Genomic DNA, 23,159 nt, shown 5'->3' on the forward strand with positions numbered 1-23,159 from the left:
CGGAATTGGTAGACGCGCATGGTTCAGGTCCATGTGCCTTCGGGTGTAGGGGTTCGAGTCCCTTCGTGGGCACCACCAGCAACGAGTTGTTTTCGTTGTAGTCCGCAGTAAAGCAGCACAGTAGTGAGATACAGCAACAAGTAGTAGCAGCATCAGTGCCCACGTGGCGGAATTGGTAGACGCGCATGGTTCAGGTCCATGTGCCTTCGGGTGTAGGGGTTCGAGTCCCTTCGTGGGCACCATTACCTAATTCGCAAAAAAGCCGCAAACTTTCACGAGTTTGCGGCTTTTTTCATTACAGAATGCCGCGCGGTTTCCCCAACCTGCGGCACCCTCCCCTTATTTGCCCAGCGCCGCCTTCACCGCTTCGGCCAGCGCCGTCGTCGGACGGCCTATCAGCGCGCTCAATTGCTTGCCATTGTCTTCCAGGCCGCCCTTGGCCGCGCCCGCATCGGAATCGGCCAGCAGTTCGGCAAAGCCTTCCGGCACGCCCACGCTCACCAGCGCCGCCTTGAAGTCCGCCTGCGGCATATCCTTGTACACGATCGCCTTGCCCGACTGGCGCGCCACCTCGGCCGCGTACTCGGCCAGAGTAAAGCCGTGGTCGCCAGCCAGTTCATAGATGGCTTGCGGCTGGGCCGCCGTCAGCACGGCAGCGGCGGCCGCCGCGTAATCGGCACGCGCAGCCGACGAGAAACGCCCGTCTTGCGCCGCGCCCAGCACGACGCCATGCTCGAGCACGGGCGCCAGGTGCTCCGTATGGTTTTCCAGATACCAGCCGTTGCGCAGGAAACTGTAGGGCAGGCCGGACGCGCGGATGGCCGCTTCCGTGACGACGTGCTCGGCGGCCAGGCCCAGCGGCGACGTGTCGGCGCGCAAGACGCTGGTATAGGCCAGCAGGGCCACGCCGGCGCGCCTGGCCGCATCGATGACGTTCTGGTGCTGCTGAGCGCGCTGGCCCACTTCGCTGGACGAAATCAGCAAGATTTTCGTTGCGCCCTCGAATGCCGCGTCGAGGCTGGCGCCGTCGTTGTAATCGGCCTGGCGCACTTGCACGCCCTGGGCGGCCAGACCGGCGGCCTTGGCCGGATTGCGCACGGCGGCGATGATGCTGGATGCGGGGACGGATTTCAGCAGGCTGGCGATGACGTGCTGGCCCAGATTGCCTGTGGCGCCGGTAATGACGATCATGATTTCTCCTTGGTACGTGGGTGGTAAAACCCTATAATAGGGCTATTACTTACTTATTGTAAGTACGTACCTTTTGGTAAGTGTAAATTAAATTTTTTTCAGGCCAACTATCATGCCCACAGACACTCCCGGCGCCGGCCTGCGCGCCGCCCTCGCCCGCCAGAACCAGGGCGCGCACCTGCTGGCGGCGGCCTGCCCGTCGCGCGCCGTGCTCAGCCATCTCACCAGCCGCTGGGCCGTGCTGGTGCTGGTAGTGCTGCTGAGCGGTACGCGGCGCTTCAGCGAGCTGCGCCGCGAAGTGGGCGGCGTCAGCGAAAAAATGCTGGCGCAAACCCTGGAAGCGCTGGCGGGCGACGGTTTCGTGCTGCGCCAGGCGTATCTGGTGATCCCGCCCAAGGTGGAATACAGCCTCACGCCGCTGGGACGCGAGGGGGCCGAACGCCTGGCCGTGCTGGTCGACTGGATAGAGGATAATTATCCACGCATCGAACAGGCGCGCGCCGGCGTGGAAGCGGCACCGGCAGCGCAAAATGCGGCTTGAACGGATTGCTTTTGATCATCAAGAATTATCGTTTACTCCTTCTTGCCTTGATGTAATACTAGGCCCATGAAACGCGTAAGGGCGCGACACCATGAATCAGCTGATATCTTCCATCACCGACCGGGCCAATGTGCTACTGGTCAGCAATTCGCCGAACGAAGTGCGCGAACTGCTGTATGTGCTGGACCGGCATAACCTGGGCACGGGACTGGCGGGCGATATCGACGAAGGCGTGGAACTGGCAGCCGGCGGCACGGACCTGATCCTGCTCGACGCGGCCCTGGCGGGCACGAATATCGGCGCCACCTGCATGCGCCTGCGCAATGCGGGCGGACGCCACAGCGTGCCGCTGCTGCTGATGTCGGCCACCCCCAGCGCCGAGGAGCAGGGGCGCAGCGTGGGTGCCGGCGCGTCCGACTACATCAAGATGCCCTTCAATGCGCGCGACGTGGCGGAAAAAATCCTCATGGAACTGGCGCTGCACAAGGCCGAGGCGCCCGCCGTCCGTCCCTTCGCCACGCCCGCCACGCCGCCGCGCCCCGTGCATCCGCAAACGCTGGAAGTCAATTACCACTCGATCCTGGCCGGTTCGCCCGACGCCGTGCTGCTGTTCGATATCGACAACAAGCTGCTGATCGACGCCAACCACCTGGCCGAAGACCTGTTCGGCATGCCGCTGGCCGAGCTGTTGCAAGGCGGCATGGAGCCGCTGTTTCCCCAGCATCAGGGCGATGGCCGCGCCTCGCCGCAATTGCTGGAAGAAAAGATCCAGGATACCCTGCAAGGCAAGATCGTCGTCTTCCGCGCCAGCTGCTGCCACCGCGACAGCCACCCGATCGCCTGCGAAATCCGCCTGATGCGATTGTCCGTGCCGGGCCGCCAGCTCGTGCATGCGCGCATCATCGACTTGACCGAGCGCAACCTCGCCGAAGCGATGCGCTCGGGCCAGAGCGCCCTGCTGGAAATGGTCGCCAAGGGTGCGCCCCTGGTCCCTACGCTGAACCAGCTGCTGCTGCTGATCGAGGGCCAGTCGCGCGGCGTGGTCTGCTCCATCATGCTGCTCGACGACGACGGCGTCCACATGCACAGCACGGCCGGCCCCAGCCTGCCGCCCGAGTACATGGCCCTGCTCGAAGGCGTCGCCATCGGCCCCGGCGTGGGTTCTTGCGGCACCGCCATGTTCCTGCGCGAACCGGTGGTGGTCAGCGACATCATGCACGACCCGCTGTGGGCGCCCTACCGCGAGCTGGCCGCGCCGTTCGGCTTGCGCGCCTGCTGGTCGCGCCCCATCTTCGGACAGGATGGCGCCGTGCTCGGTTCCTTTGCCATGTACTACCGCGAAGTGCGCCAGCCCGATGCGCGCGAAGAGGAGCTGATCGACACGGCCACCGACCTGGCCGGCATCGCGATTGGCCGCATGCGCCACGAACGCGAGCTGCAGCGCCACCGCGCCCACCTGGAAGAGCTGGTGGTCGAACGCACGGCGGCCCTGACGCAAGCCAAGGAACACTCGGAGCAGGCGAACCGCGAATTGGCCGCCGCACTGGAAAACCTGTCCATCACGCAAGAAGAACTGGTACGCCGCGACAAGCTGGCCGCGCTCGGCGCACTGGTGGCCGGCATCGCGCATGAACTCAATACGCCGATCGGCAATGGCCTGGTGGTGGCCACCACGATGGCCGAACGCACGCGCGAAATCCAGGCCAGCTTCCTCGATGGCTTGCGCCGCTCGGAACTGGGCGCCTACCTGACCCAGGCCAGCGAGGCGGACGCCATCATGCTGCGCAACCTGCAGCGCGCCGCCGACCTGGTGTCGAGCTTCAAGCAGATCGCCGTCGACCGCGCCAGCTCGCAGCGCCGCCACTTCTTGCTGCGCCAGTTCGTGGCCGAGCTGATGCTGCCCCTGTCCACGCCGCTCAAGGCCGCCGGCCTGAGCCTGACGCAGGACGTGCCGGACGGCCTGGCCATGGACAGCTATCCCGGCCCGCTGGGCCAGGTGCTCAGCAACCTGCTGGAAAACTGCCTGCGCCACGCCTTCGAGGGCCGCAGCGGCGGCACCATCGCCATTACCGCGCGCGGCAGCGACGACGGGCAGACGATCACCCTGTCCATCGCCGACACGGGCGTGGGCATCGCCGCCGACGACCTCGTGCACGTTTATGACCCCTTCTTCACGACCAAGCTCGGTTCCGGCGGCTCGGGCCTGGGCTTGCACGTGGCACACAACATCGTCACGGGCGTGCTGGGCGGCCATATCGACGCCACCAGCAGCACCGGGGACGCCAGCGGCACCAGCGGCACCACCTTCACCCTGCAACTGCCCGCCGCGGCGCCGCAATCGCCCGCCCCCTGAACGGCCGGCGCGCTACAATGCCGGCAAGCTTTTCTTTCGGAGCAACTATGAAATACCTGATTGCCACGGCCCTGCTGGCTGCCTGCGCATACGCCTCGGCCGGACCGGCGCCCTGGTACCAATGGCGCAGCAAGATCGACGGGACCCTGGCGTGCGCCCAGTCCACCCTGGGATTTGGCTGGGAACTGGCCTCGGGACCGTACAAAGATAGCCGTTGCGAAAAACCGGCGCTTGTTAAATAATGGGGCCATGACCACACGGGGCACCGGCTTGAGATCAAGCGATGGCATTGCGGCGTCGAAAGAGTATGGAACGATAAGAACGTATCTATTCAAACCGAGGAGACCACATGTTTACGAATCCCGAACAATTCGCATCGGCCACCAAGGCCCTGTTTGAATTCCAGCTGATGACCTTCAACACCCTCACCTCCAAGGCCGTGCAAGGCGTGGAGCAGGTGCTGGCCTTGAACATGGCCACCGCCAGGTCCGGCATCGAGGATGGCCTTGCCGCCGGCAAGGAAATCAGCCAGGCAAAGGATCCGAAGGCCGCCATGGCTGCCGCCGCTGCCCAGCTGCAACCGGGCGTGGCAGGCGCAAAAGCATATAAACAGCAACTCGACGACATCATCAAGGAAATCCACACGGAATTCACCACAGCCGCCGAAGCCCACGTGGCCGAAGCGAAAAGCAATCTGAGCGCCCTGATCTACGACGTCACGAAAAACGTGCCGCCCGGCTCGGAAAACGCCGTCGCCATCGTCAAGGCCGCCATCGACAACGCCTTCCTCGGCTACGAACAAGTGACCAAGGCCACGAAACAGGCCGTGAAGACCGTGGAAGAGCAGATCGCCAAGGCCAGCGCGCAAGTGGCGCAGGCTTCGGAAAAAGCCACGGCCGGTGCCACCGCCGCGGCTGAAAAGGCGGCCCCTGCCGCCAAGCCGAAAGCGGCTAAAAAGTAACAAGCCCCAGGAGCAGATACCGGTGTCGTACCCTGCAGGGTACGATCCCGGCCTTTGCCGGGTTTTACCCCACCGGCACGATCCGGTACACGCAGCGCCTCCCTCCCTCCAGCAAATACTCGCTGCGCTCCACCGTGCAATCGTCCCCCAATACCCGCTGAAAGATGGCCAGCTCGGAGCGGCAGAAATTCTGGCATGCCGTGGCTGCCGCGCAAATCGGGCAATGGTTTTCCACCAGCAAGACGCTGCCATCGTCCTGCGGCACCGCGTGGGCCATGTAGCCCTCGCCATCGCGCGCGCGCGCCAGGCTGTCCACCCGTTGCGCCAGCGCAAGCTGCGGGTCGATGAGCTTGCCATAAGCGGCTTCGCTGCTGCGCTCGCGCGCGCCGATCAGTTTATCCAGGCCTTCCTCGCCGAACAGGGTTTTCACTTGCGCGATCAATTCCAGGGTCAGGCCGGCATGGCGGTCGGGATAGCGCGCGTGGCCGGCCGGTGTCAGTTGCCAGCGCCGCGACGGGCGCCCCACCTTGTCGGCCACGTCCTCGAAGTCCACCAGGCCACGCTCTAGCGCCGCTTCCAGCTGGCGCCGCGCACCCATGGAGGTGATATCGAGCAAGGCCGCCAGTTGCTGCGCCGTCTGCGGCCCGCGCATCTTCAGCAGGAACAGGGTCTGTTCGGCAGTGTTCATGCCACCGCCTTGGCGTCAACCTCGCCGGCCAGCTGGCGGCGCCAGGCCGCCATGCGCCACGCGGCCCAGGCGGCGGACAAGGCGCCCGCGACGAGGATCAGCCGCGTGTCGATCAGGGTCAGCACGGAGCCGCTGAGGGCGACGATGATGTTGGCGATGCAAAAGGTGGTGGCCAGCAAGCCCATCACGGCGCCCTGTCCGTGCGCACTGAAGCGCTCGGCGCACCAGCCCTGTATGACCGTGTTGTACAGCGCATTCGGAATGCCGAACAGCACGATGGCGGCGATACCCACCCAGATATTGCCCAGCGCCAAAATCCCCACGGCCAGCGCCACGCCGCACGCATACCAGCTGGCGCGCAGCAGCGGCGCATGGCGGCTGGGACCGCCCGCCAGCAGCGACGTAATCGTCATCGTGCCGCACAGGCCCACGTTTACCCAGGCAATTTCCTGCGCATGGTAATTGGCCGTCTCGACCAGCCACAGCGGATAGAACTCATAAAAACTGGCCACACCGCAGGTGAGCGCCAGCTGCACGATGAACAGGGTGCGCAACTCCTCATGGCGCAGCAGGTTCAGCGAATGGCGGTCGCGCGCCACCTGCCACCACGACGTCGTCAACAGCGATGGCGTTTCGCGCGGCAAGCCGACGGCCACCAGCACGGCGACGAGCATCAGCGCGGCGGCGGCGATCCAGAACGGCACCGTCACGCCCCAGCCCAGGGTCGCGCCCGCCAAGATCGGCCCCACCAGCCAGCCCAGGTAAAACGCGCCGTTCAGCCACGACATGGCGCGCAGGCGCAACGGCCCCGTCAGCTGGTCGGCCAGCATGGCGCGCGCCACGGCGCCATTGCCTTCAAGCAAACCGGTGATGAAACGGGCGACGATGAACAGGGGGTAGGACTGGATCACCAGCGCCCAGGCTGTGATCGCGTGGCCGATGGCGGCGCCCACGGCCGTGCGCATCAGCAAGGGACGGCGGCCGTAGCGGTCGGACAAGGGCCCCAGCAGGGCCGAGCCGATCAGCAAGCCCAGCGGGTTGATGGTCAGCGCCAGGCCGAACAGCAATTTCGACGGCAAGCCGAGGAAATTGTTGAAGGCATTCGGCGCTTCGGCCGCGAACAGGGGCGGCAGGATCGGGTAGGGCAGCGAGGCGCCGATGGTCGACAGCAGCGCCAGCAGGCAGGCGGCGGAAATCAGGATGATGTTTTTCATGCGGACTCGATCAATAGTGTCTGGCAAGGCTACGTGGTCATGCTGCATAAGTAAACAAAAAAGTTTATTAATGCTGGGCATTGTCACAATGAAACGTGCAAGCCATCGCCTCGGCTATCATTGCCCCATGAATCTTATTTAACAGGGCAAACATGACACTGTCAGAAATTGAACAGCAACACGGCTTCACCTATCCCCCGCTGTACCGGCAACTCGAGCGCGACGGCATGCTGGCCGTGGGCGAATATGGCCCCGACTGGTACAAGCTGATGTTTCCTACCTTAAAGGATAAACCCACCCTGCTGCTGCATGCCGACGATTTCGAATTGCTCAATATCAAGGCTGTTGCCGAAGCAGCGGCAACCTTGCTTGACGGGGACGATTACCGGCAGATCGACCCCGCCTTCCGCTTCATCCCGTTCGCGCAAACGGGCGCGGGCGACCATTACTGCTTTTTCGCGTCAGGCGAACAGGACGGCGAGCTGCCCATCGTGCTGCTGTGGCATGACGAGAATGAAGCCCAGTACCTGGCGAAAAACCTGCAGGATTTCCTGTTTCACATGTTATTAAACAGCATGGCCGACCAGGATACCTACAACGACGTCAGCGACGAGGAATTCAGGGAACAGCTGGAAAAAACCCTGCTCACCCATGCGCGCTACCTGACGGCGCGCCAAGCCGACGTGCTGCAAACCTTGCTGGCCAGGAACATCATCGATTACGACGTGCTGCTGCCGAAAGGACGCAAGGAAGCGCACCGGGGCTTGCTGACCGATATCGAACTGGCCAGCCTGCGCGCGGAATGCATTCCCTACGAAAAGTTCGACAGCTGTTTTGCCTACAGCGCGGCTGGCTGAACATAAATCGCTGGGCAAGCGGCCGATGAAGGTTTAAACTGTATATAAACACAGTAAAACCGATCACCTTGCATCTTGCCCTATTGCCATCCCCATGTTGAGAGTCCTGGAAAATCCCCTGTACTATCTGGATAATTTCCAGGACGTGCTGAGCTGGATCAGCGCCCGTTACGCCGATCTGCTGAGTCTTGAGGAAACGCAATTCATCGCCGACTTCGGCGCACTGCCGCAGCCGTCGCGCGCCCTGTTCGTGCGCCTCGTCATGCGCAAGGGCTGTCTGTTTCGCGCCAGCAAGCTCAATTACCCGGAAATCGGCGACACGCGCGCGGCTGCCCTGCCCTTGCTGGCCACGGGCTGGGTGGAAGCCGATCCCGTCATTGGGCTCGATGAGTTGTTCGAGCAACTGCTGAAAGGGGAAATCGCCCAGGCTTTCGACCTCGCCCCGTCCCTGAAGGCGGCGCGCAAGGCCGAGCAGCTCGAAGCCTTGCGCGGGCAGAATGGGGAAAACAGACCGTTCTCCGCCTGGCATCCGGCCTCCGGCGACGTGCTGTACCGTATCGGCCTGCAAGCGCTGTGCGACCGCCTGCGCCTGATTTACTTTGGCAACTATCACCAGGACTGGTCGGAATTCGTGCTGTCCGACCTGGGCGTATATCAATACGAAAAAGTGGAATTCTCGCCCGAGTCGCGCGGTTTTCGCACGCGCCAGGATATCGAGCACTATGAAGTGCTGCACCAGTGCCGCGAACGCTACAACGACAGCGCGCCGGCGGACGAGGTGCTGCAGGAACTGGCCGCCCTGCCATTGCCCGAGGACAATACCTGGCTGGCCAGCCGGCGCGACAAGCTGCGCTTCCAGATCGCCCAGCATCTGGAAAAATGCCAGGACTGGCCCGCCGCCTACCGCGCCTACGCCGATTGCCGCTACCCGGGCGCCCGGGGCCGCGCCATCCGCGTGCTGGAAAAAGATGAACAGCCGCAAGCGGCCTACGAACGCCTGACGATCGCGCTGGCCGCGCCGGAAAGCGAGGCGGAACAGCAATTGCTGCAGCGCATGGCGCCCCGCTTGCGGCGCAAGCTGGGCCACGTAAAACAGGCGGCAGGCGCACCCGCCAGCATCGAGCGCATCGACCTGCTGCTGCCGCATCCGGGCGAAGCGTGCTACGTGGAAGGGGTGGTGCAGCAACACCTGATGCAGGACGACTCTCCCGTGTACTACGTGGAAAACACCCTGATCAACTCGCTGTTCGGCCTGCTGTGCTGGCCCGCCATCTTCAAGGCCATGCCAGGTGCCTTCTTCCATCCGTTTCACCGTGGCCCGGCCGACTTGCACAGCGCCGATTTCTACCAGCGCCGCAGCAAGGACTTTGCCGCCTGCCTGGCCCAGCTGGACGACGGCAGCTATCAAGCAACGATACGCGCCACGCTTGCCGCCAAGCATGGCATCGTCTCGCCCTTCGTCAGCTGGGACGTGCTGGGCGACGGCTTGCTGGATCTGGCGCTGGCCTGCATGCCGGCCGCGCATCTGAAAAAGGCGTTCGAACGCATCTTGCTCGATATCAAAAGCAACCGCAGCGGCTTGCCCGACCTGATCCAGTTCTGGCCGGCGGAACGGCGCTACCGCATGATCGAAGTCAAGGGTCCCGGCGACCGCCTGCAAGACAACCAGCTGCGCTGGATCGCCTATTGCGCCGAGCACGCCATGCCCGTCAGCGTGTGCTACCTGCAATGGGAGGGTGCATGAAATACACGATCGCCGTGCGCGCCCTGTGCGAATTCACGGCCAAGGTGGGCGACCTGGACTTGCGTTTCACGCCCTCGCCCACGGCCCAGGAAGGCATGGCCGGCCATGCCACCGTCACTGGCCGGCGCGACGACGATTACCAGCGCGAAATCAGCGTGTGCGGCGACTTCGGCCCCCTGCACGTGCGGGGCCGCGCCGATGGCTACGATCCGGCGCGCCGCCAGCTGGAAGAAATCAAGACCTACCGGGGCGACCTCGACGCCATGCCGGCCAACCACCGCCAGCTGCACTGGGCACAGGCGCGCATCTACGGCCATTTGCTGTGCCAGCAGCTGAACCTGCCCATGCTGCGCGTGGCGCTCGTGTATTTCGATATCGTGAGCCAGAAGGAAACGGTGATGCACGAGGAATGCACGGCCGAGGCGCTGTGCCTGTTCTTCGAGCAGCATTGCGCGCTGTTCCTCGACTGGGCCGAACAGGAAATGGCGCACCGGGCCAGCCGCGACGCGCAGCTCACGGCCATGGCCTTTCCCCACGCGGACTTCCGCCCGGGCCAGCGCCAGCTGGCCGAAGCCATGTACAAGGCCAGCAGCCGCGGCTGCGGCTTGCTGGCGCAGGCGCCGACCGGCATCGGCAAGACGGTGGGCAGCCTGTTCCCCATGTTGAAAGCGACGGCCGCGCATGGCCTCGACAAACTGTTTTTCCTGGCTGCCAAGGTGCCGGGCCGCCAGATGGCGCTCGACGCCTGCGCCATCCTCAAGGAGAGCGCGCCGCTGCTGCCCTTGCGCGTGCTGGAACTGAGCGCCAAGACCAGCGCCTGCGAACATCCCGACAAAGCCTGCCACGGCGAATCGTGTCCGCTGGCCAAGGGTTTTTACGACCGTTTGCCGCTGGCGCGCGAGGTGGCGCTGGCCAGCGGTTTGATATTGGACAAGGAAGCCGTGCGCGCCATCGCCTTGCAGCAGGGTATCTGCCCCTATTACCTGGGCATGGAACTGGCGCGCTGGAGCGACGTCGTCATCGGCGACTACAATTATTATTTCGACCTCAGCGCCATGCTGTACGGCATGACATTGGCCCACGACTGGAAAGTCAACGTGCTGGTCGACGAAGCGCACAATATGGTGTCGCGCGCGCGCAGCATGTATTCGGCCGAGCTGGCGCAGACCGACCTGAAAATGCTGCGCAAATTCGCGCCCGAGGGCTTGAAAAAGCCGCTGGACCGCCTCTCGCGCCAGTGGACGGCGTTATTAAAAGAGCAGGATGGCGACTACCACGTGCATGCGGCCTTGCCCGATAAATTCTTTGGCGCCCTGCAAGGCGTGGCCACGGCCATCGGCGACTACATGGCCGAGCACGCTGCCGCGCTGGACGAGGACTTGCAGCGCTTTTATTTTGACGTGCTGCTGATCAACCGCCTGGCGGAGAGTTTCGGCGCGCATTCGCTGTTCGACGTCAGCAAAACGGACACGGGTTCCACCGTCTGCATCCGCAACATCGTCCCGGCGCCGTTCTTGAAAGAACGCTTCGCGGCCAGCCACAGCACGGCCCTGTTTTCCGCCACCCTGAGTCCGTGGAATTACTACAGCGACACGCTGGGCATGCCGGCCGACACGGCCTGGGTCGACGTGGAATCGCCGTTCCAGGCGGAACAACTGTCCGTGCGCGTGGCCGATAGCATTTCCACGCGCTACCAGCACCGCGCCGCCTCGCTGCTGCCCATCGCCCAACTGATGGCGAAGCAATACGCAGAAACGCCGGGCAACTACCTGGCCTTCTTCAGCAGCTTCGACTACATGGAAAAGACGGCCACCCTGTTTGCCCAGCATTACCCCGACGTGCCCCTGTGGCAGCAGCCGCGCCGCATGGACGATAGTGCCCGCGCGCAATTTCTGGGCCGTTTCGGCCTGGACACGCGCGGCATCGGCTTTGCCGTGCTCGGCGGCGCCTTCGGCGAAGGCATCGACTTGCCCGGCGCGCGCCTGATCGGCGCCTTCATCGCCACCCTCGGTTTGCCGCAGATCAACCCTGTCAACGAACAGATCCGCCAGCGCATGGGCGAGCTCTTCGGTTCCGGCTACGACTACACGTATCTGTATCCTGGCATGCAAAAGGTGGTGCAGGCCGCCGGCAGGGTCATCCGCACACAGTCGGACAAGGGCGTCGTGTATCTGATCGACGACCGCTTTTCACGCCCGGAAATCCGGCAACTCTTGCCCACGTGGTGGGATGTGCAGCTAGCCAACCAGTAACTTCAGCTTCTGATACCCCGCCTTGCTCACGGGTATCCTCGTATCGTCGCGCAAGATGGCCACGTGGCTGTCTTTCGTCGCCGCCTCGATGCGGCGGATGCCGTCGATATTGAGCAGATACGAGCGGTGCACGCGCAGGAACTTGGCGGGGTCGAGCTGGGTTTCCAGCTCCGATAAGCGTTGGCTTTTCAGGTAGGACTTGCCCTCGGAACGGATACTGATGTAATCGTCCTGCGCTTCGATATAGTCGATCCGGGCGCTGGCGATCACGTGGACCCTGGCGCCGTCGCGTATCAGCACGCGGTCCAGCGGTGCCGCGCGCGTGGCCGCCTCGCGTGCCAGCGTCAGCACAGTTTCGGGCAAGCTGCGGTTGGCGCGCGCATGGGCCAGCGCCTGCTCGAAGCGCTGTTCGCTGAACGGTTTCAACAGATAATCAAGGGCATGGCATTCGAACGCTTTCAAGGCGTACTGGTCGTAGGCCGTGACAAAGATCAACTTTGTCTTCGCGCCGATCAGCTCGGCCACTTCGAAGCCGTCCAGGCGCGGCATCTGGATGTCGAGAAACACCAGTTCCGGTTCCAGTTCCGCGATGGCCTTGACGGCGTCGAAGCCGTTGGCGCACTCGGCCACGATGTCGATATCGTCATGGCGCGCCAGGTATTCGCGCAGCACGCTGCGCGCCAGCAATTCATCATCGACGATGGCGACCCGCATTCTTGCCTGCATCATGCTTCCTCCGTGTCGCCGGTCTGCGCCGGCATGGAAATCGTCACTTCGAAATGGCCGTCGCGCCGGCCCCAGTGCACGCTGGCCTCGTGGCCATAGGCGCCGGCCAGACGCTGGCGCACATTCTCCAGGCCTACGCCATTGCCGCGGGCCGTTCCTTGATCCGCATCAATCGGGTTGCGCACGGCAATCTGCAGCAGGCTGCCCGCGCGCCGGGCCTCAATGGCGATCAGCCCGCCCTCCGTCAAGCCGCAGATACCATGCTTGACGGCATTTTCCACCAGCGGCTGTATCAGCATCGGTGGCAGCAAACACGCCAGCGCGGCGGCGTCGATGGCTTCCGCCACTTGCAGGCGTTCGCCGAAACGCACTTGCTCGATGGCGAGAAAGTGGCGGATCAGCACCAGTTCCTGCTCCACGGTAATGTGCTTGTGCGCTTCCAGGCTCAGGCTCTGGCGAAAGAAGCTGGCCAGCTGCACCGTCATCTGGCGCGCGCCCGCCGCATTGATGGACGTCAAGGCGCTGATGGAGTTCAGGCTGTTGAACAGGAAATGCGGATCGATCTGCGTGCGCAGCATGCGCAATTGCGCTTCCTGCGCCGTCAGTTGCGCTTCCAGCCCCCGCTGTTCGGCCATCCTGGCACGCACGAATTCCAGCAACAAATAATGCACGGCGGCAGCCAGGCAATACAGCAGCGCGCCCAGGCCGAAGAACAGGGCCAGCAGCGACTGCGTCAGGTTCACGCCCAGCCAGCGCACATCCGGCAACAGGCTGATGCTGTTCAAAAACTGCAGCAAAGTAGCCCACAGCAAGCCCGCGAACAGGGCCGCCACGCCCATCACACCGGCGATGGCGAGCGGATGGCGGGCGTGCAAGGGGTAGGCGCGGCACAGGTAAAACGCGGAAAAGCCCGAACCGATCGCATACACGAGCGTGGCGGGCACCACCAGCACGATGGCGTTGAGCCACGGTGCGTGGGCCACCCTGGCCAAAATACAAGCCAGGGCCAGGCCCAGCGCAATGCACACCAGGAACACCACCACGGCGCCGCGCCGCTTCGACAAGGACCCGGACATGCGCGCCTAGTTGCGGATTTCCAGGCCGCCCATGATGGCGTAACCCGTCACGTACAGACGCTTGGCCTGGTTCGGCGGCACGATGGTCTTTTCTTCGAAGCCGCCGAGGATGGGCGTGCCCTGCAGCACGACGCTCCAGTCGGGCGGAATCTTGATGGTGACGCCGCCGCACAGGGCAAATACGTTGAGCACGGCTTCGCCTTCGATCGATGCCTGGCGCAAGTCGATTTCGCAGCCGGCCATGATGACATTGATATCGCCGCCCCTGAAGCGCTGCGACGACACGCGCCGCACGTAGCCGCCCAGGATGGCCGTCACTTCGATGATGCTGTCGTCGTCCGCCTGCCCGCCCGTGCCGGGCGCTGCCGATACTGCTTCCTTGTCGAGGGAAACGGCGCCATTCCTGGGCTGGCCGAATGCGTCGGGCGCAGCGGTGCCGTCGGGTGGCGCGGCAAAATGCCGGCGGCGCTGGCGCTGCTGCGCGCCGGGCAAGGATTTCGACACCACGGCCACGCCGGCGGCGATGATGAGCAGCGGCCACAGCATGCTCCAATTGATATAGAACAAGCCCATGGCTTTCAGGGTCCAGCTCAAGCCCAGCAAGACCATCACGCCGCCGAGAATGTAGCCGGAGCGGGTATGGCTTTGCGAAATTTTCAGCAAGCCGAAAATGATGAGGATGGTGGGCCAGAAGCGGAAGGTGTAGCGCACGCTGATGAAACCGAGGTTATCGAGCAGGAACAGCAGCCCCAGGCCGATAACGATGACGCCCAGCACGATCTGCGATGGCGAGTGCAGCGGCGGTTTATTTTTCATGCTCGGACTCCCGGTAGGCAATAAAATGTTTGTTCAACAGCGGTTCCAGCACGAGGCCCACGCCCCAGGCGATCAGCAAGGCTGGCCAGCTATTGTAGAAATTCAAGTTCCACAGTTCTTCATACGACACATACCACCAGGCGGCAAAGAAGATCAGCCACAGGCCGCTCAGTACCTGCTTGGCGGACACGGGCGTGAGCAGCTTGTTGAGGCCGAAGACGGCCAGTATGAGCGGCCAATAATGCCATAGTGCATAGTAATCGTGGAGATAGATCACATCGAGCCGGTCCAGCAGGATGACGGCGCCGATGGCGATCAGCAGCACGCCCCACAGCAGCTGGGTACGGCGGCAATAAGCTGGTTCAGGTTTCACGGTCACCCCTTGAAGTTGGTTGATCGTAAAGATACGCGGATTTGGGGCGCGCGCAAACGGCGCTTCGGCGAATGGCGGACAGGTGGCGGTGAATGGCGCGGCGGAGGAAACGACAGGCAAAAAAAAGACCGGCTAGCGCCGGCCTTGAAGGGGTTCGCAGTTCACACCGCGACCTGGAGTTGCAGTGCACAGCCGCTGGCGCAAGCGCGCCAGCGGCGGAAATCTGGTGCCGATCCTTGAGGCGACCGGCTGACCTGCTGGAAGATCGAACATGCCGCCAACTTCACGGCAGTGCGTCTCAACCAAGCAAAGCCATCATACTCCCGATCAGGCAAAAGCACCGTTCGCTAGCGCACACAGATGCGGTTTTGCTGAGGTGCATCAAGCAGTCGTGGCGTGCGGCGGCTGCAGCATGTCGTGCTTGATCCATGCCAGCACGGACGGTCCCTGCGGCTGCCAGCCCAGCAACTTGCGCGACCGTTCGCCGCGCACGCGGCTGTTGGAACCGAGGCCATACGACGCCATCTCGTAGCCCCATTCGGCAATCGCCTCGGGCAGCGGCCAGTCCTGTGCAGGCCCCAGGTCAAGCGCCTGGGCGATGACGGCCGTCATGTCGCAGAAAGCCGCCTCGCCCGACTCGACAAAGTAAAAGGTGCCGGCGGGCGACTTTTCCAGCGCCAGCAAATACAGGCTGACGACATCGTCGATATGCACGTTCGACCAGATATTGCGGCCCGGACCCACGTGGCGCACGATGCCGCTCTTGCGCGCCTGTTTCAATAAGCGGGGCAATTGCACGCTGTCGCGCGGCAAGGCGCCATGGCCATAGATCAAGGTGTTGCACAACACGCTGGCGCGCACGCCTTGCGCGGCGCTGGCCAGGATCAAATCATCGATGGCGACCCGGGCTGCCTTGTCGGCCGTGGGCGCCGGCAGCTTGTCTTCGACATAAATCTGTTCCGTGCCCTCGCCGCCCGAAGCGTCGCCCACGATGGACGAGCCGCTGGTATGCAGAAACACTTTGTTGCTGCCTGCCAGCGCTTCAATAATGGCTTCGACGGCGCCCCGGTGGTCGCTGCTGGCCGCATTGATGACGGCATCGGCCGCCTTCGCCTGCTCGATGATCAGCTCGCGGTCGTTCAAGGTGCCGACGATGCCTTGCACGCCAATGGTAGCCAGCTCGGCCACCTGCTCCGGCTTGCGCACGAGGCCCGTCACCTGGTGGCCGGCGCGCACGAGGCCCGCCGCGATGGAACTGCCGATAAAGCCTGCCGCGCCTGTCAAAAATACCTTCATACCGTGGACGCCAAACAAAACCTACTGCGCGTCGCGCTTTGCGGCCTGCGATGCTCACCGTGCTCCAGCACGGTTGCGCTTCTTAGCCACAAATCATCGCCGCTCGCTACGGTTTTGTTAGGCGTCGTTCCTCCTTGGTTAGCTTTGTTAATTCAGATCAAAAGCGATCGCATGAACAAAGTATGCCCGCTTTAATCTTTCGTAAAAAGCGGCTGCACGGCAAAAGATCTATGACTTGGACGCAACAATCTTGAGCTGCAGGGCGGCGATGTAGCGGCTGCGCCAGGCGGGATCTTGTGGCGTGAGCAAGGTGAGCCTGTCGCGCGCGCGCGTGGCGGCCACATAGAAACGGTTCTCTTCTTCCAGCGGGTCGGTCTTGCTGCGCGGGAATTCATCGACGGCCAGGTAAGGCAAGATCACGTGGTTGTATTCGAGGCCCTTGATCTGGTCGATGCAGGCGATGACGAGTTTGGCCTTGCCGGTCGACACCGTCACGGCGTCTTCCATCTCGCCCAGCCAGCCGGCAAAGCCGCCCAGCGCCACGCCCGCTTCGCGGCACACGTCGATAAAACCGTGCAGGGACCGGGCCACGACCCGCGCCTGGGCCGGGTCGACATAGATGCGGCGCGCCGTCTGTTCCAGCTGCATCAGGCCAAAGATGTGCTGCAGCGCATCGCCCGCCAGGGCGTCCGGGGGCAGCGCGCGCAGGTAATCGACTGCGGCCAGGGTCAGCGCCGCCTTGTCCTGGTTCTGCGACTTGGCCAGCTGGTTCGTCAAGAAACCTTCCAGCAAGTCCGGGTAGTTGGCCACGTCGGCCTTGGCTTGCTGCAACTCCGCGCGCGTAAACGGGATTTCCGCGAAGGCCACCAGGGCTTCGAGGATCTCGCCGCGGCGCGGGCCGCTCTTGATCGCGTGCAAATCCTTGCGGGCGATGGCGACCATGCCGCGCAGCATCAGTACTTCCAGGCTCAGCAGATAACTGTTCATATCCACCAGGCCATACGCGATGCCGCTCTGGAACAGCGCCGTTTCCACGCGGATCGCCTGGTCGCGGTCGCGCAGCAAGATGGCCGTCGTGCCCGCATGCGCGTGTTCGAGCGCGGCGATCAGCTGCGCGCTGCACGCTTGCGGCTGCGCATGGTCGTACTCGAGCAGTTCGATGTGGGTGGCGCGCGACAGGGCCGACACGCTGGCCTTGTTTTTCAGCACGCCCACGGCCTGCGCCAGCTGCGGGCCGTAGCGGTAGGACGCCGTCAGCGGCAGGCGCTGCAAGGCGGGAAATTCCTGCTCGAAACGCTGGCGCAGGAAGCGGTGGTCGGCGCCCGACCACGTGTAGATCACTTGATCCTTATCGCCGGCGCCGCAGAAAAACGCATTTCCACGGCGTATCAGCATGGTCAGCAGGCGGAACGACGCTTCGTTCAAGTCGTGCAATTCATCGGCCACGATGATCTGGAAGGCCGGCAATTGCTGGCGCAGCGGTTCGTCGCCGTCGAGCATGCGCACGAGGTCGTAGGTGGCGTCGAACGGGGCGCGGAACTGGATATCGCCCGTGTCGGCGCCGCGCAAGCCTTCGTATTCGCGCAGCCACAGATAGTGTGTGCGCGACATGCCCAGCAGCTCCAGGTTGTCGTCGAGGGAATTGCTCTCGAAGTCGGGATTTTGGAAATCCAGACGGGCCTTGGTGCGCAACTGCAGTTTCAGGAATTCGGCGATGGCGCCGTTGGTCGTATTGATTTCCAGCGGGTAGCGGTGAGCGTATTTCTCGGAGACCACTTCCAGCGCTTCCCAGGCCACCGGGCGCAGCTCTTCATCGCTGCGCATGGATGCCACTTGCATATTTTCCAGCTGCAACAGCACCTTGGCGGCAAAGGCGTCGAAGGTATCGATCGTCAGGCGCTTGACGACGCCCAGCGGCACGCCCACTTCCAGCAGGCGCTGGCGCAGGGCCACGCGCGCCGCCTCGGTGAACACGAGGGCCAGCATGCGCTCGGGCGCGCGGCCCCGGTGCAGCGCCTCGGCCAGGCGCAGGGCCAGGGTCGTCGTCTTGGCCGCGCCGGCATTGGCGTCGATCAAGACCACTTTCTTTTGCGCCGTCTGGATGGCGACCTGTTCCGGCGTGGGCGTGATGCGTTTGGGAATGAACTGCGGGGCGTTATCTGTACTCAAGGGTATCCTGAAATGATGTCTGTTTTCGGCGCGCTACCAGGCGCAGGTGCGCAGGCCGGCAAAGATGTCGCCCCGTTCGGGCGCGTGGAAGGCGCGCATGCGGGGCGAATGCAGGCGCGGCGGCGTGGCAAAGGCGGCGCCGCGCAGCACCTGGTGCTGCATGAAATACGGCGCCGAATATTCGCGCCAGGCATCCACCGCAAAGCCCGGATACGGCTCGAACGGCGTCGCCGTCCACTCCCATACCTGGCCCCAGTGAAAGCGCGGGTGGCCGGACAGCGCAGCATACTCCCATTCCGCCTCGGTCGCCAGGCGGCGGCCCGCCCAGGCGCAGTACGCCTGCGCTTCATACAGATTGATGTGGCGCACGGCTTCATTCGGCGGCAAGGTCGTGCGCCGGCCGAAACGCATGGTGCGCCACTGCGTCGCTTCGCGCAGCCAATATAAAGGCGACGAGCGCTCCTGCCGCATCAGCCAGGCGCTGCCGGCCGCGCTCCAGAACTGGCGGTTCTGGTACCCGCCATCGGCGACGAAGTCGGCAAACTGGGCGTTTGATACGGCGCAAGCATCGATGGAAAACGGCGCCACGTAGCAGCTATGAGGCGGCGATTCATTGTCGAAGGCAAACCCGTCCCCGCGCGGCGAGCCCAGTGCGATGGTGCCGCCAGGAAAAGCGATCTCCCCCGCCCCGGGCGGCAAGGCCGGGCTGGCGGCGAGGGATTCCGGCGCTTCCAGGCCCAGCCATTGCAAGCCTGCCAGCATTTCCTCGCCACACAGGTCTTCATGCGCCAGGGCCAGACGGTACGGCGCCAGGGCGCTGTCGACATTGGCTTCGCGCGAGAGCTTATCGAGCACGCGGTCAAGTACTTCGCGGCAATACGTTTTGACGGCGCCGGGACTGGGCAGTTCCAGCTTCCAGCGCGCGCGGTGCTCGACCATATTGGCGTCGAACAAGTCGTCGCCGCGCGTCAGCAGGGAGTTATAGATGGCGTCGGCCGGGTGGCTCGATGCCGCTTCGCGCAGGATGTACCACTCGGCAAACCAGGCGATCTGCGCCAGTTGCCACAAGGGCGGCGTGAGGCGCGGATGACGGGGCAGGCCCGCCACCACGTCCAGGCCGGCACTGACATAACAGTCGAACAGGGAAAGGGTATCCTGGCGCGCGGCTTGCAGCGACTGGGCCAGTTGCTGCGCGCCGGCATGGCGAAAAGAGGCGTTGATTAAAGTCATGGCCTGATTGTAACGACTTATGCCAAGCTTGCACCAGTCGCCGGGGAAACAGGGAGCTGCCTCCCCCGCTTACTTGACGAGCAATTCGCCCTGCAGCGGCGTGACGACGGACTTGGGCATGCTGACGATAAAGCTGCTGCCCTTGTCGGCCACGGACTGGATCGCCAACGTCCCGCCGTGGCGCAGCAGCACGTGCTTGACGATGGCCAGGCCCAGGCCCGTGCCCTGGGTTTCGCGCGAACGGCTCTTGTCGACGCGGTAAAAACGTTCCGTCAGGCGCGAAATATGCTCCTGGCTGATGCCGATGCCCGTATCTTGCGCGATAAATTGCGGTCCGGCCGGGCCATCCTGCCAGCGCAAGGTGATGGTGCCGCCGGCCGGGGTGTAGCGCACGGCATTCGAGGCCAGGTTGCCGAAGGCGCTGTACAGCTCGTCGTAGCTGCCCAGCACGTCGGGGCCGTTGCATTCCATGGTCACTTCATGCTTGCCTGCCGACAAGCCCTTGGCGTCACGCAAGACTTGCTGCATGAGCTTTTTGACATCCACGGGCTCGGGGCGCAGCGGATAGTCGACCGATTCCAGGCGTGACAGGGTCAGCATGTCCTCGATCAGATGCTGCATGCGGTGGCCCTGCTCCGTCATCAGCTTGAGGTGGGCGGCGCGCGTGGCGGCGTCCAGATCCAGCTCGGCGGAAGCGATTTCCAGGAAGCCGACGATGACCGTCAGCGGCGTGCGCAGTTCGTGCGAAGCGTTGGCGATGAAGTCGCGGCGCATCATTTCGATGCGTTCCGTCTCCGTCACATCGTGCGTGACGAGGATCTGGCGGCGGTTTTCAAACGGAATGATCTGCACGATCAGCTTGCGGTTGCGGAAGGTGATCGTCAGCGGCTGGTCGTAGCGGCCCAGGATGATGTAATCCATGAACTCGGGGCTGCGGATCAAATTCGTCACGCGCATGCCCTTGTCGCGCTCGTGGGTGAGGCCCAGGTGTTTCTCGGCGGCAGGATTGCACCATTCGAGGAAGAGCACGTCGTCCATGATGACGACGCCGTCCGGCAACAGGTGCATGGCCTGGCGGAAACGCGCCAGCCATTCCGTCAGCTCGGCCTGGTTTTTCTCGTCGTCACGGCGCATGCGGTACAAACGCGCAAAGATGCTGGTCCAGGCGCCCCAGCCGTCGGGCAGCCTGGCGCTTTGCGGATTGTCCAGCCAGTTGCTCAGCTGGAACAGATACGACAGCTGCACGAACACCATCATGGCCATCAGCACGAAGGCGATGCCCAGCGCATACGTGGCGCCGAACAGATACCAGACGACGGCCACGCCCAGCAGCGCCAGCACCATGCGCAAGGCGGCCGGTACCCAGAACAGCAATTTCGGATTCATAGAGGCAAGCTTTACTTTTCAGACAACATGTAGCCGACGCTGCGCACCGTCTTGATCAGGCTTTCCGCCTCTTTCAAGGCTTTGCGCAAGCGCAATACGTGGACATCGACCGTGCGTTCCTCGATCACCACATGGTCGCCCCACACCTTGTCGAGCAGCTGGCTGCGCGAAAACACGCGTTCCGGATGGGCCAGCAGGAATTTCAGCAGCTTGTATTCGGCATGGCCGATATCGATCTTCTGTTCATCCATCATGACGGTGCAGCTGACGGGGTCCAGGGCCACGTTGCCGGCACGCATCGGCGCCTGCGCATGTTCCGGACTCTTGCGTCGCAGCAAGGCTTTGGCGCGGGCCAGCAGCTCGCGCGGCGAGAACGGCTTGGTGACGTAATCGTCGGCCCCGCTGTTCAGGCCGGCCAGCTTGTCTTCTTCCATGCTCTTGGCGGTGAGCATGATGACGGGGATGGCGGCGAAATTGCGGTCGGCGCGGATGCGCGACAGCAAGCGCAAGCCCGTCTGGTCCGGCAACATCCAGTCCAGCAGGATCAGATGCGGCGTGCGGTGCTGGATGAATTCCCAGGCATCGGCGACGTTTTGTACGGAACAGCAATTCCAGCCGGATTCGCGCAGCGAATAGGTCACCAGTTCAACGATGGCCGGCTCATCTTCAACAATCAATACCGTGGTTTTATCAGATGCCATAAAGCTTACTCAGGGAGCTCCTCGGAAATGGCGGGAGCAGCCACCTTGGTGTGGCGGATGTCCTTGCCTTCAACCACGTAAATCACGTATTCGGCGATGTTTTTCGCATGGTCGCCGATCCGTTCGATGGCCTTGGCCACCCACAGGGTATCGAGCGCCGCCGAAATCGTGCGCGGGTCTTCCATCATAAAGGTAATCAAGTTGCGCATGATAGACCGAAACTCATGGTCGATGATGGCATCTTGTGCAATTAATTGTAAGGCCAGCTTGCCATCGTTGCGGGCGAAGGCGTCGAGCGCGTCGTGCAGCATGTCGGTGGCCGTGTTGGCGATGCCGCGCACCATCTCGTAATGGTTGACGACGCCGTTGCCGCGCTTGTGCAGGTTCTTCGCCACGCGGGCGATTTTGGTCGCCTCGTCGCCTACGCGTTCGAGGTCGGTAATCACCTTGATGGTGGCCATAATGGTGCGCAAATCGTTGGCGGCCGGCTGGCGGCGCACGATCAGATGGCTGCAGGCGTCGTCGAGCGACACTTCCAGCTGGTTGACGACGTCGTCTTCGCGCATCACGCGGTCGGCACGCTCGGCATTACCGATGCGAAAGCACGTCATCGCGTCGAGGAACTGGGTTTCAACGATGCCGCCCATCAGGAGCACTTTCGAGCGGATCGCTTCGAGTTCGTTATCGTATTGCTTGGATGAATGTTCGCCTAACATGCTGTCTCTCCGTATTCAGTTGTCTTGTATATCGTTATTCTGTTCGGATCAGCCGAAGCGGCCCGTGATGTAATCCTGCGTTTCCTTGCGGGCCGGATTCATGAAAATCTGGTCCGTTTCGCCGAATTCCACCAGTTCGCCCAGATACATGTACGCCGTGTAGTCGGAGCAGCGCGCCGCCTGTTGCATATTGTGCGTCACGATGGCGATCGTGTAATCCTGTTTCAGTTCGCTGATCAGCTCTTCCACCTTCGACGTCGAGATCGGGTCCAGCGCCGAGGTCGGCTCATCGAGCAGCAAGACGTCCGGCTTCACGGCCACGCCGCGCGCGATGCACAGGCGCTGCTGCTGGCCGCCCGACAGCGACAGGCCGCTCTTCGTCAGCTTGTCCTTGACTTCGCCCCACAGCGCCGCCTTTTTCAGGGCCCACTCGACGCGCTCATCCATCTCGCCCTTCGACAGGTCTTCATACAGGCGCACGCCGAAGGCGATGTTGTCGTACACGGACATGGGGAACGGCGTCGGCTTCTGGAACACCATGCCGACCTTGGCGCGCAGCATGTTGACGTCCTGGTCCGCGTCGAGCACGTTGCGGCCGCGGTACAGGATCGAGCCTTCCGCGCGCTGGCCCGGATACAGGTCATACATGCGGTTCAGGGTGCGCAGCAGGGTTGATTTGCCGCAACCGGACGGGCCGATGAAGGCGGTAACCTTCTTCTCGTGGATGTCCAGGTTGACGTTATGCAAGCTTTGCGTTTTGCCGTAAAAAAAGTTCAGGCCCGAAATCTCGATGGTTTTTTTCTTTGGTGCCAGGTCTTGGGCTGGATTCATTTGCGTATTCATATGGGTTCGCTTCGCTCGGTATCTGT

At 63.2% G+C, this 23,159-nt stretch carries 21 protein-coding genes and 2 tRNA genes; 9 read left to right on the forward strand and 14 right to left on the reverse strand.

Annotation, left to right across the window (positions count from 1 at the left end):
- Both IGS61_RS18320 and IGS61_RS18325 read left to right on the forward strand, forming a co-directional pair.
- Positions 1-75 (forward strand) — tRNA-Leu (locus IGS61_RS18320).
- 82 nt (positions 76-157) lie between these two features.
- Positions 158-242, forward strand: a tRNA-Leu gene (locus IGS61_RS18325).
- A 97-nt stretch (positions 243-339) separates the two neighbouring features.
- On the opposite strand, the gene IGS61_RS18330 is transcribed toward IGS61_RS18325, so the two are convergent.
- Positions 340-1,191, reverse strand: coding sequence for an SDR family oxidoreductase (locus IGS61_RS18330; protein ID WP_230540980.1), 852 nt, complete (start codon positions 1,189-1,191; stop codon positions 340-342).
- A 112-nt stretch (positions 1,192-1,303) separates the two neighbouring features.
- Between IGS61_RS18330 and IGS61_RS18335 the strand changes: the two genes are divergently transcribed.
- The 4 genes from IGS61_RS18335 to phaP all read left to right on the forward strand — a co-directional run bounded on the left by IGS61_RS18335 (position 1,304) and on the right by phaP (position 5,046).
- Complete coding sequence (locus IGS61_RS18335; protein ID WP_230540981.1) at positions 1,304-1,732, forward strand: winged helix-turn-helix transcriptional regulator; 429 nt, start codon at positions 1,304-1,306, stop codon at positions 1,730-1,732.
- Positions 1,733-1,823: 91 nt separating this feature from the next.
- Positions 1,824-4,085 (forward strand): ATP-binding protein, encoded by a 2,262-nt coding sequence (locus tag IGS61_RS18340; RefSeq protein WP_230540982.1) that lies wholly within the window; start codon positions 1,824-1,826, stop codon positions 4,083-4,085.
- A 47-nt stretch (positions 4,086-4,132) separates the two neighbouring features.
- The gene (locus tag IGS61_RS18345) at positions 4,133-4,327 is read left to right on the forward strand and encodes a hypothetical protein (RefSeq protein WP_230540983.1); all 195 of its coding nucleotides are present in this window, start codon (positions 4,133-4,135) and stop codon (positions 4,325-4,327) included.
- Between the two features lie 107 nt (positions 4,328-4,434).
- A complete protein-coding gene (phaP, locus tag IGS61_RS18350; RefSeq protein WP_230540984.1) occupies positions 4,435-5,046 on the forward strand; it encodes a TIGR01841 family phasin in 612 nt (203 codons plus the stop codon).
- Positions 5,047-5,110: 64 nt separating this feature from the next.
- On the opposite strand, the gene IGS61_RS18355 is transcribed toward phaP, so the two are convergent.
- Together IGS61_RS18355 and IGS61_RS18360 are read right to left on the reverse strand one after the other, a co-directional pair.
- On the reverse strand, positions 5,111-5,734 hold the full coding sequence (locus tag IGS61_RS18355) for a helix-turn-helix transcriptional regulator (RefSeq protein ID WP_230540985.1): 624 nt from the start codon (positions 5,732-5,734) through the stop codon (positions 5,111-5,113).
- Positions 5,731-6,948 carry an MFS transporter gene (locus IGS61_RS18360; protein WP_230540986.1) on the reverse strand — a complete coding sequence of 406 codons (1,218 nt, stop codon included), beginning with the start codon at positions 6,946-6,948 and terminating at the stop codon, positions 5,731-5,733. The genes IGS61_RS18355 and IGS61_RS18360 overlap by 4 nt, the downstream gene beginning before the upstream one ends.
- A gap of 152 nt (positions 6,949-7,100) precedes the next feature.
- Between IGS61_RS18360 and IGS61_RS18365 the strand changes: the two genes are divergently transcribed.
- The 3 genes from IGS61_RS18365 (at position 7,101) to IGS61_RS18375 (ending at position 11,801) form a co-directional block, all read left to right on the forward strand.
- On the forward strand, positions 7,101-7,805 hold the full coding sequence (locus tag IGS61_RS18365) for an SMI1/KNR4 family protein (protein ID WP_230540987.1): 705 nt from the start codon (positions 7,101-7,103) through the stop codon (positions 7,803-7,805).
- Positions 7,806-7,899: 94 nt separating this feature from the next.
- Positions 7,900-9,549 carry a VRR-NUC domain-containing protein gene (locus IGS61_RS18370; RefSeq protein WP_230540988.1) on the forward strand — a complete coding sequence of 550 codons (1,650 nt, stop codon included), beginning with the start codon at positions 7,900-7,902 and terminating at the stop codon, positions 9,547-9,549.
- Complete coding sequence (locus tag IGS61_RS18375; RefSeq protein WP_230540989.1) at positions 9,546-11,801, forward strand: ATP-dependent DNA helicase; 2,256 nt, start codon at positions 9,546-9,548, stop codon at positions 11,799-11,801. Before IGS61_RS18370 ends, IGS61_RS18375 begins: the two co-directional genes overlap by 4 nt.
- On the opposite strand, the gene IGS61_RS18380 is transcribed toward IGS61_RS18375, so the two are convergent.
- The 11 genes from IGS61_RS18380 to pstB all read right to left on the reverse strand — a co-directional run bounded on the left by IGS61_RS18380 (position 11,787) and on the right by pstB (position 23,121).
- Positions 11,787-12,515 (reverse strand): LytR/AlgR family response regulator transcription factor, encoded by a 729-nt coding sequence (locus IGS61_RS18380; protein WP_230541028.1) that lies wholly within the window; start codon positions 12,513-12,515, stop codon positions 11,787-11,789. The two genes, IGS61_RS18375 and IGS61_RS18380, sit on opposite strands and share 15 nt — an antisense overlap.
- 11 nt (positions 12,516-12,526) lie before the next feature.
- Positions 12,527-13,603: a sensor histidine kinase gene (locus IGS61_RS18385; RefSeq protein WP_230540990.1), complete on the reverse strand. Its 1,077-nt coding sequence runs from the start codon at positions 13,601-13,603 to the stop codon at positions 12,527-12,529.
- 6 nt (positions 13,604-13,609) lie between these two features.
- Positions 13,610-14,419: a LiaI-LiaF-like domain-containing protein gene (locus tag IGS61_RS18390; protein ID WP_230540991.1), complete on the reverse strand. Its 810-nt coding sequence runs from the start codon at positions 14,417-14,419 to the stop codon at positions 13,610-13,612.
- Complete coding sequence (locus IGS61_RS18395) at positions 14,409-14,792, reverse strand: LiaF transmembrane domain-containing protein (RefSeq protein ID WP_230540992.1); 384 nt, start codon at positions 14,790-14,792, stop codon at positions 14,409-14,411. The genes IGS61_RS18390 and IGS61_RS18395 overlap by 11 nt, the downstream gene beginning before the upstream one ends.
- A gap of 381 nt (positions 14,793-15,173) precedes the next feature.
- A complete protein-coding gene (locus tag IGS61_RS18400; RefSeq protein ID WP_230540993.1) occupies positions 15,174-16,088 on the reverse strand; it encodes an NAD-dependent epimerase/dehydratase family protein in 915 nt (304 codons plus the stop codon).
- Between the two features lie 228 nt (positions 16,089-16,316).
- Positions 16,317-18,257, reverse strand: a complete 1,941-nt coding sequence (locus IGS61_RS18405) for a UvrD-helicase domain-containing protein (protein ID WP_230540994.1) — start codon at positions 18,255-18,257, stop codon at positions 16,317-16,319.
- Between the two features lie 33 nt (positions 18,258-18,290).
- Entirely contained in the window at positions 18,291-19,487 is a 1,197-nt protein-coding gene (senA, locus tag IGS61_RS18410) for a selenoneine synthase SenA (RefSeq protein WP_230540995.1), read from the reverse strand.
- Between the two features lie 69 nt (positions 19,488-19,556).
- Complete coding sequence (phoR, locus tag IGS61_RS18415) at positions 19,557-20,873, reverse strand: phosphate regulon sensor histidine kinase PhoR (protein ID WP_230540996.1); 1,317 nt, start codon at positions 20,871-20,873, stop codon at positions 19,557-19,559.
- A gap of 11 nt (positions 20,874-20,884) precedes the next feature.
- Positions 20,885-21,574: a response regulator gene (locus IGS61_RS18420; RefSeq protein WP_034755074.1), complete on the reverse strand. Its 690-nt coding sequence runs from the start codon at positions 21,572-21,574 to the stop codon at positions 20,885-20,887.
- A 5-nt stretch (positions 21,575-21,579) separates the two neighbouring features.
- Positions 21,580-22,290, reverse strand: a complete 711-nt coding sequence (gene phoU / locus IGS61_RS18425) for a phosphate signaling complex protein PhoU (RefSeq protein ID WP_076570862.1) — start codon at positions 22,288-22,290, stop codon at positions 21,580-21,582.
- A 48-nt stretch (positions 22,291-22,338) separates the two neighbouring features.
- Positions 22,339-23,121, reverse strand: coding sequence for a phosphate ABC transporter ATP-binding protein PstB (gene pstB, locus IGS61_RS18430; protein WP_373631409.1), 783 nt, complete (start codon positions 23,119-23,121; stop codon positions 22,339-22,341).
- Between the last annotated feature and the right edge of the window lie 38 nt (positions 23,122-23,159).

The organism is Janthinobacterium sp. FW305-129, from assembly GCF_020858115.1.
Lineage (GTDB): Bacteria > Pseudomonadota > Gammaproteobacteria > Burkholderiales > Burkholderiaceae_D > Janthinobacterium.

Bases quoted from the DNA above. Each gene is read 5' to 3' on its own strand.
- IGS61_RS18335 (WP_230540981.1), top strand. From the start codon at position 1,304: ATGCCCACAGACACTCCCGGCGCCGGCCTGCGCGCCGCCCTCGCCCGC.
- IGS61_RS18360 (WP_230540986.1), bottom strand. From the start codon at position 6,948: ATGAAAAACATCATCCTGATTTCCGCCGCCTGCCTGCTGGCGCTGCTG.
- IGS61_RS18400 (WP_230540993.1), bottom strand. From the start codon at position 16,088: ATGAAGGTATTTTTGACAGGCGCGGCAGGCTTTATCGGCAGTTCCATC.
- IGS61_RS18380 (WP_230541028.1), bottom strand. From the start codon at position 12,515: ATGCGGGTCGCCATCGTCGATGATGAATTGCTGGCGCGCAGCGTGCTG.
- IGS61_RS18365 (WP_230540987.1), top strand. From the start codon at position 7,101: ATGACACTGTCAGAAATTGAACAGCAACACGGCTTCACCTATCCCCCG.
- IGS61_RS18345 (WP_230540983.1), top strand. From the start codon at position 4,133: ATGAAATACCTGATTGCCACGGCCCTGCTGGCTGCCTGCGCATACGCC.
- IGS61_RS18355 (WP_230540985.1), bottom strand. From the start codon at position 5,734: ATGAACACTGCCGAACAGACCCTGTTCCTGCTGAAGATGCGCGGGCCG.
- pstB (WP_373631409.1), bottom strand. From the start codon at position 23,121: ATGAATCCAGCCCAAGACCTGGCACCAAAGAAAAAAACCATCGAGATT.
- IGS61_RS18370 (WP_230540988.1), top strand. From the start codon at position 7,900: ATGTTGAGAGTCCTGGAAAATCCCCTGTACTATCTGGATAATTTCCAG.
- IGS61_RS18385 (WP_230540990.1), bottom strand. From the start codon at position 13,603: ATGTCCGGGTCCTTGTCGAAGCGGCGCGGCGCCGTGGTGGTGTTCCTG.
- IGS61_RS18340 (WP_230540982.1), top strand. From the start codon at position 1,824: ATGAATCAGCTGATATCTTCCATCACCGACCGGGCCAATGTGCTACTG.
- IGS61_RS18375 (WP_230540989.1), top strand. From the start codon at position 9,546: ATGAAATACACGATCGCCGTGCGCGCCCTGTGCGAATTCACGGCCAAG.
- senA (WP_230540995.1), bottom strand. From the start codon at position 19,487: ATGACTTTAATCAACGCCTCTTTTCGCCATGCCGGCGCGCAGCAACTG.
- phaP (WP_230540984.1), top strand. From the start codon at position 4,435: ATGTTTACGAATCCCGAACAATTCGCATCGGCCACCAAGGCCCTGTTT.
- phoU (WP_076570862.1), bottom strand. From the start codon at position 22,290: ATGTTAGGCGAACATTCATCCAAGCAATACGATAACGAACTCGAAGCG.
- phoR (WP_230540996.1), bottom strand. From the start codon at position 20,873: ATGAATCCGAAATTGCTGTTCTGGGTACCGGCCGCCTTGCGCATGGTG.
- IGS61_RS18330 (WP_230540980.1), bottom strand. From the start codon at position 1,191: ATGATCGTCATTACCGGCGCCACAGGCAATCTGGGCCAGCACGTCATC.
- IGS61_RS18420 (WP_034755074.1), bottom strand. From the start codon at position 21,574: ATGGCATCTGATAAAACCACGGTATTGATTGTTGAAGATGAGCCGGCC.
- IGS61_RS18390 (WP_230540991.1), bottom strand. From the start codon at position 14,419: ATGAAAAATAAACCGCCGCTGCACTCGCCATCGCAGATCGTGCTGGGC.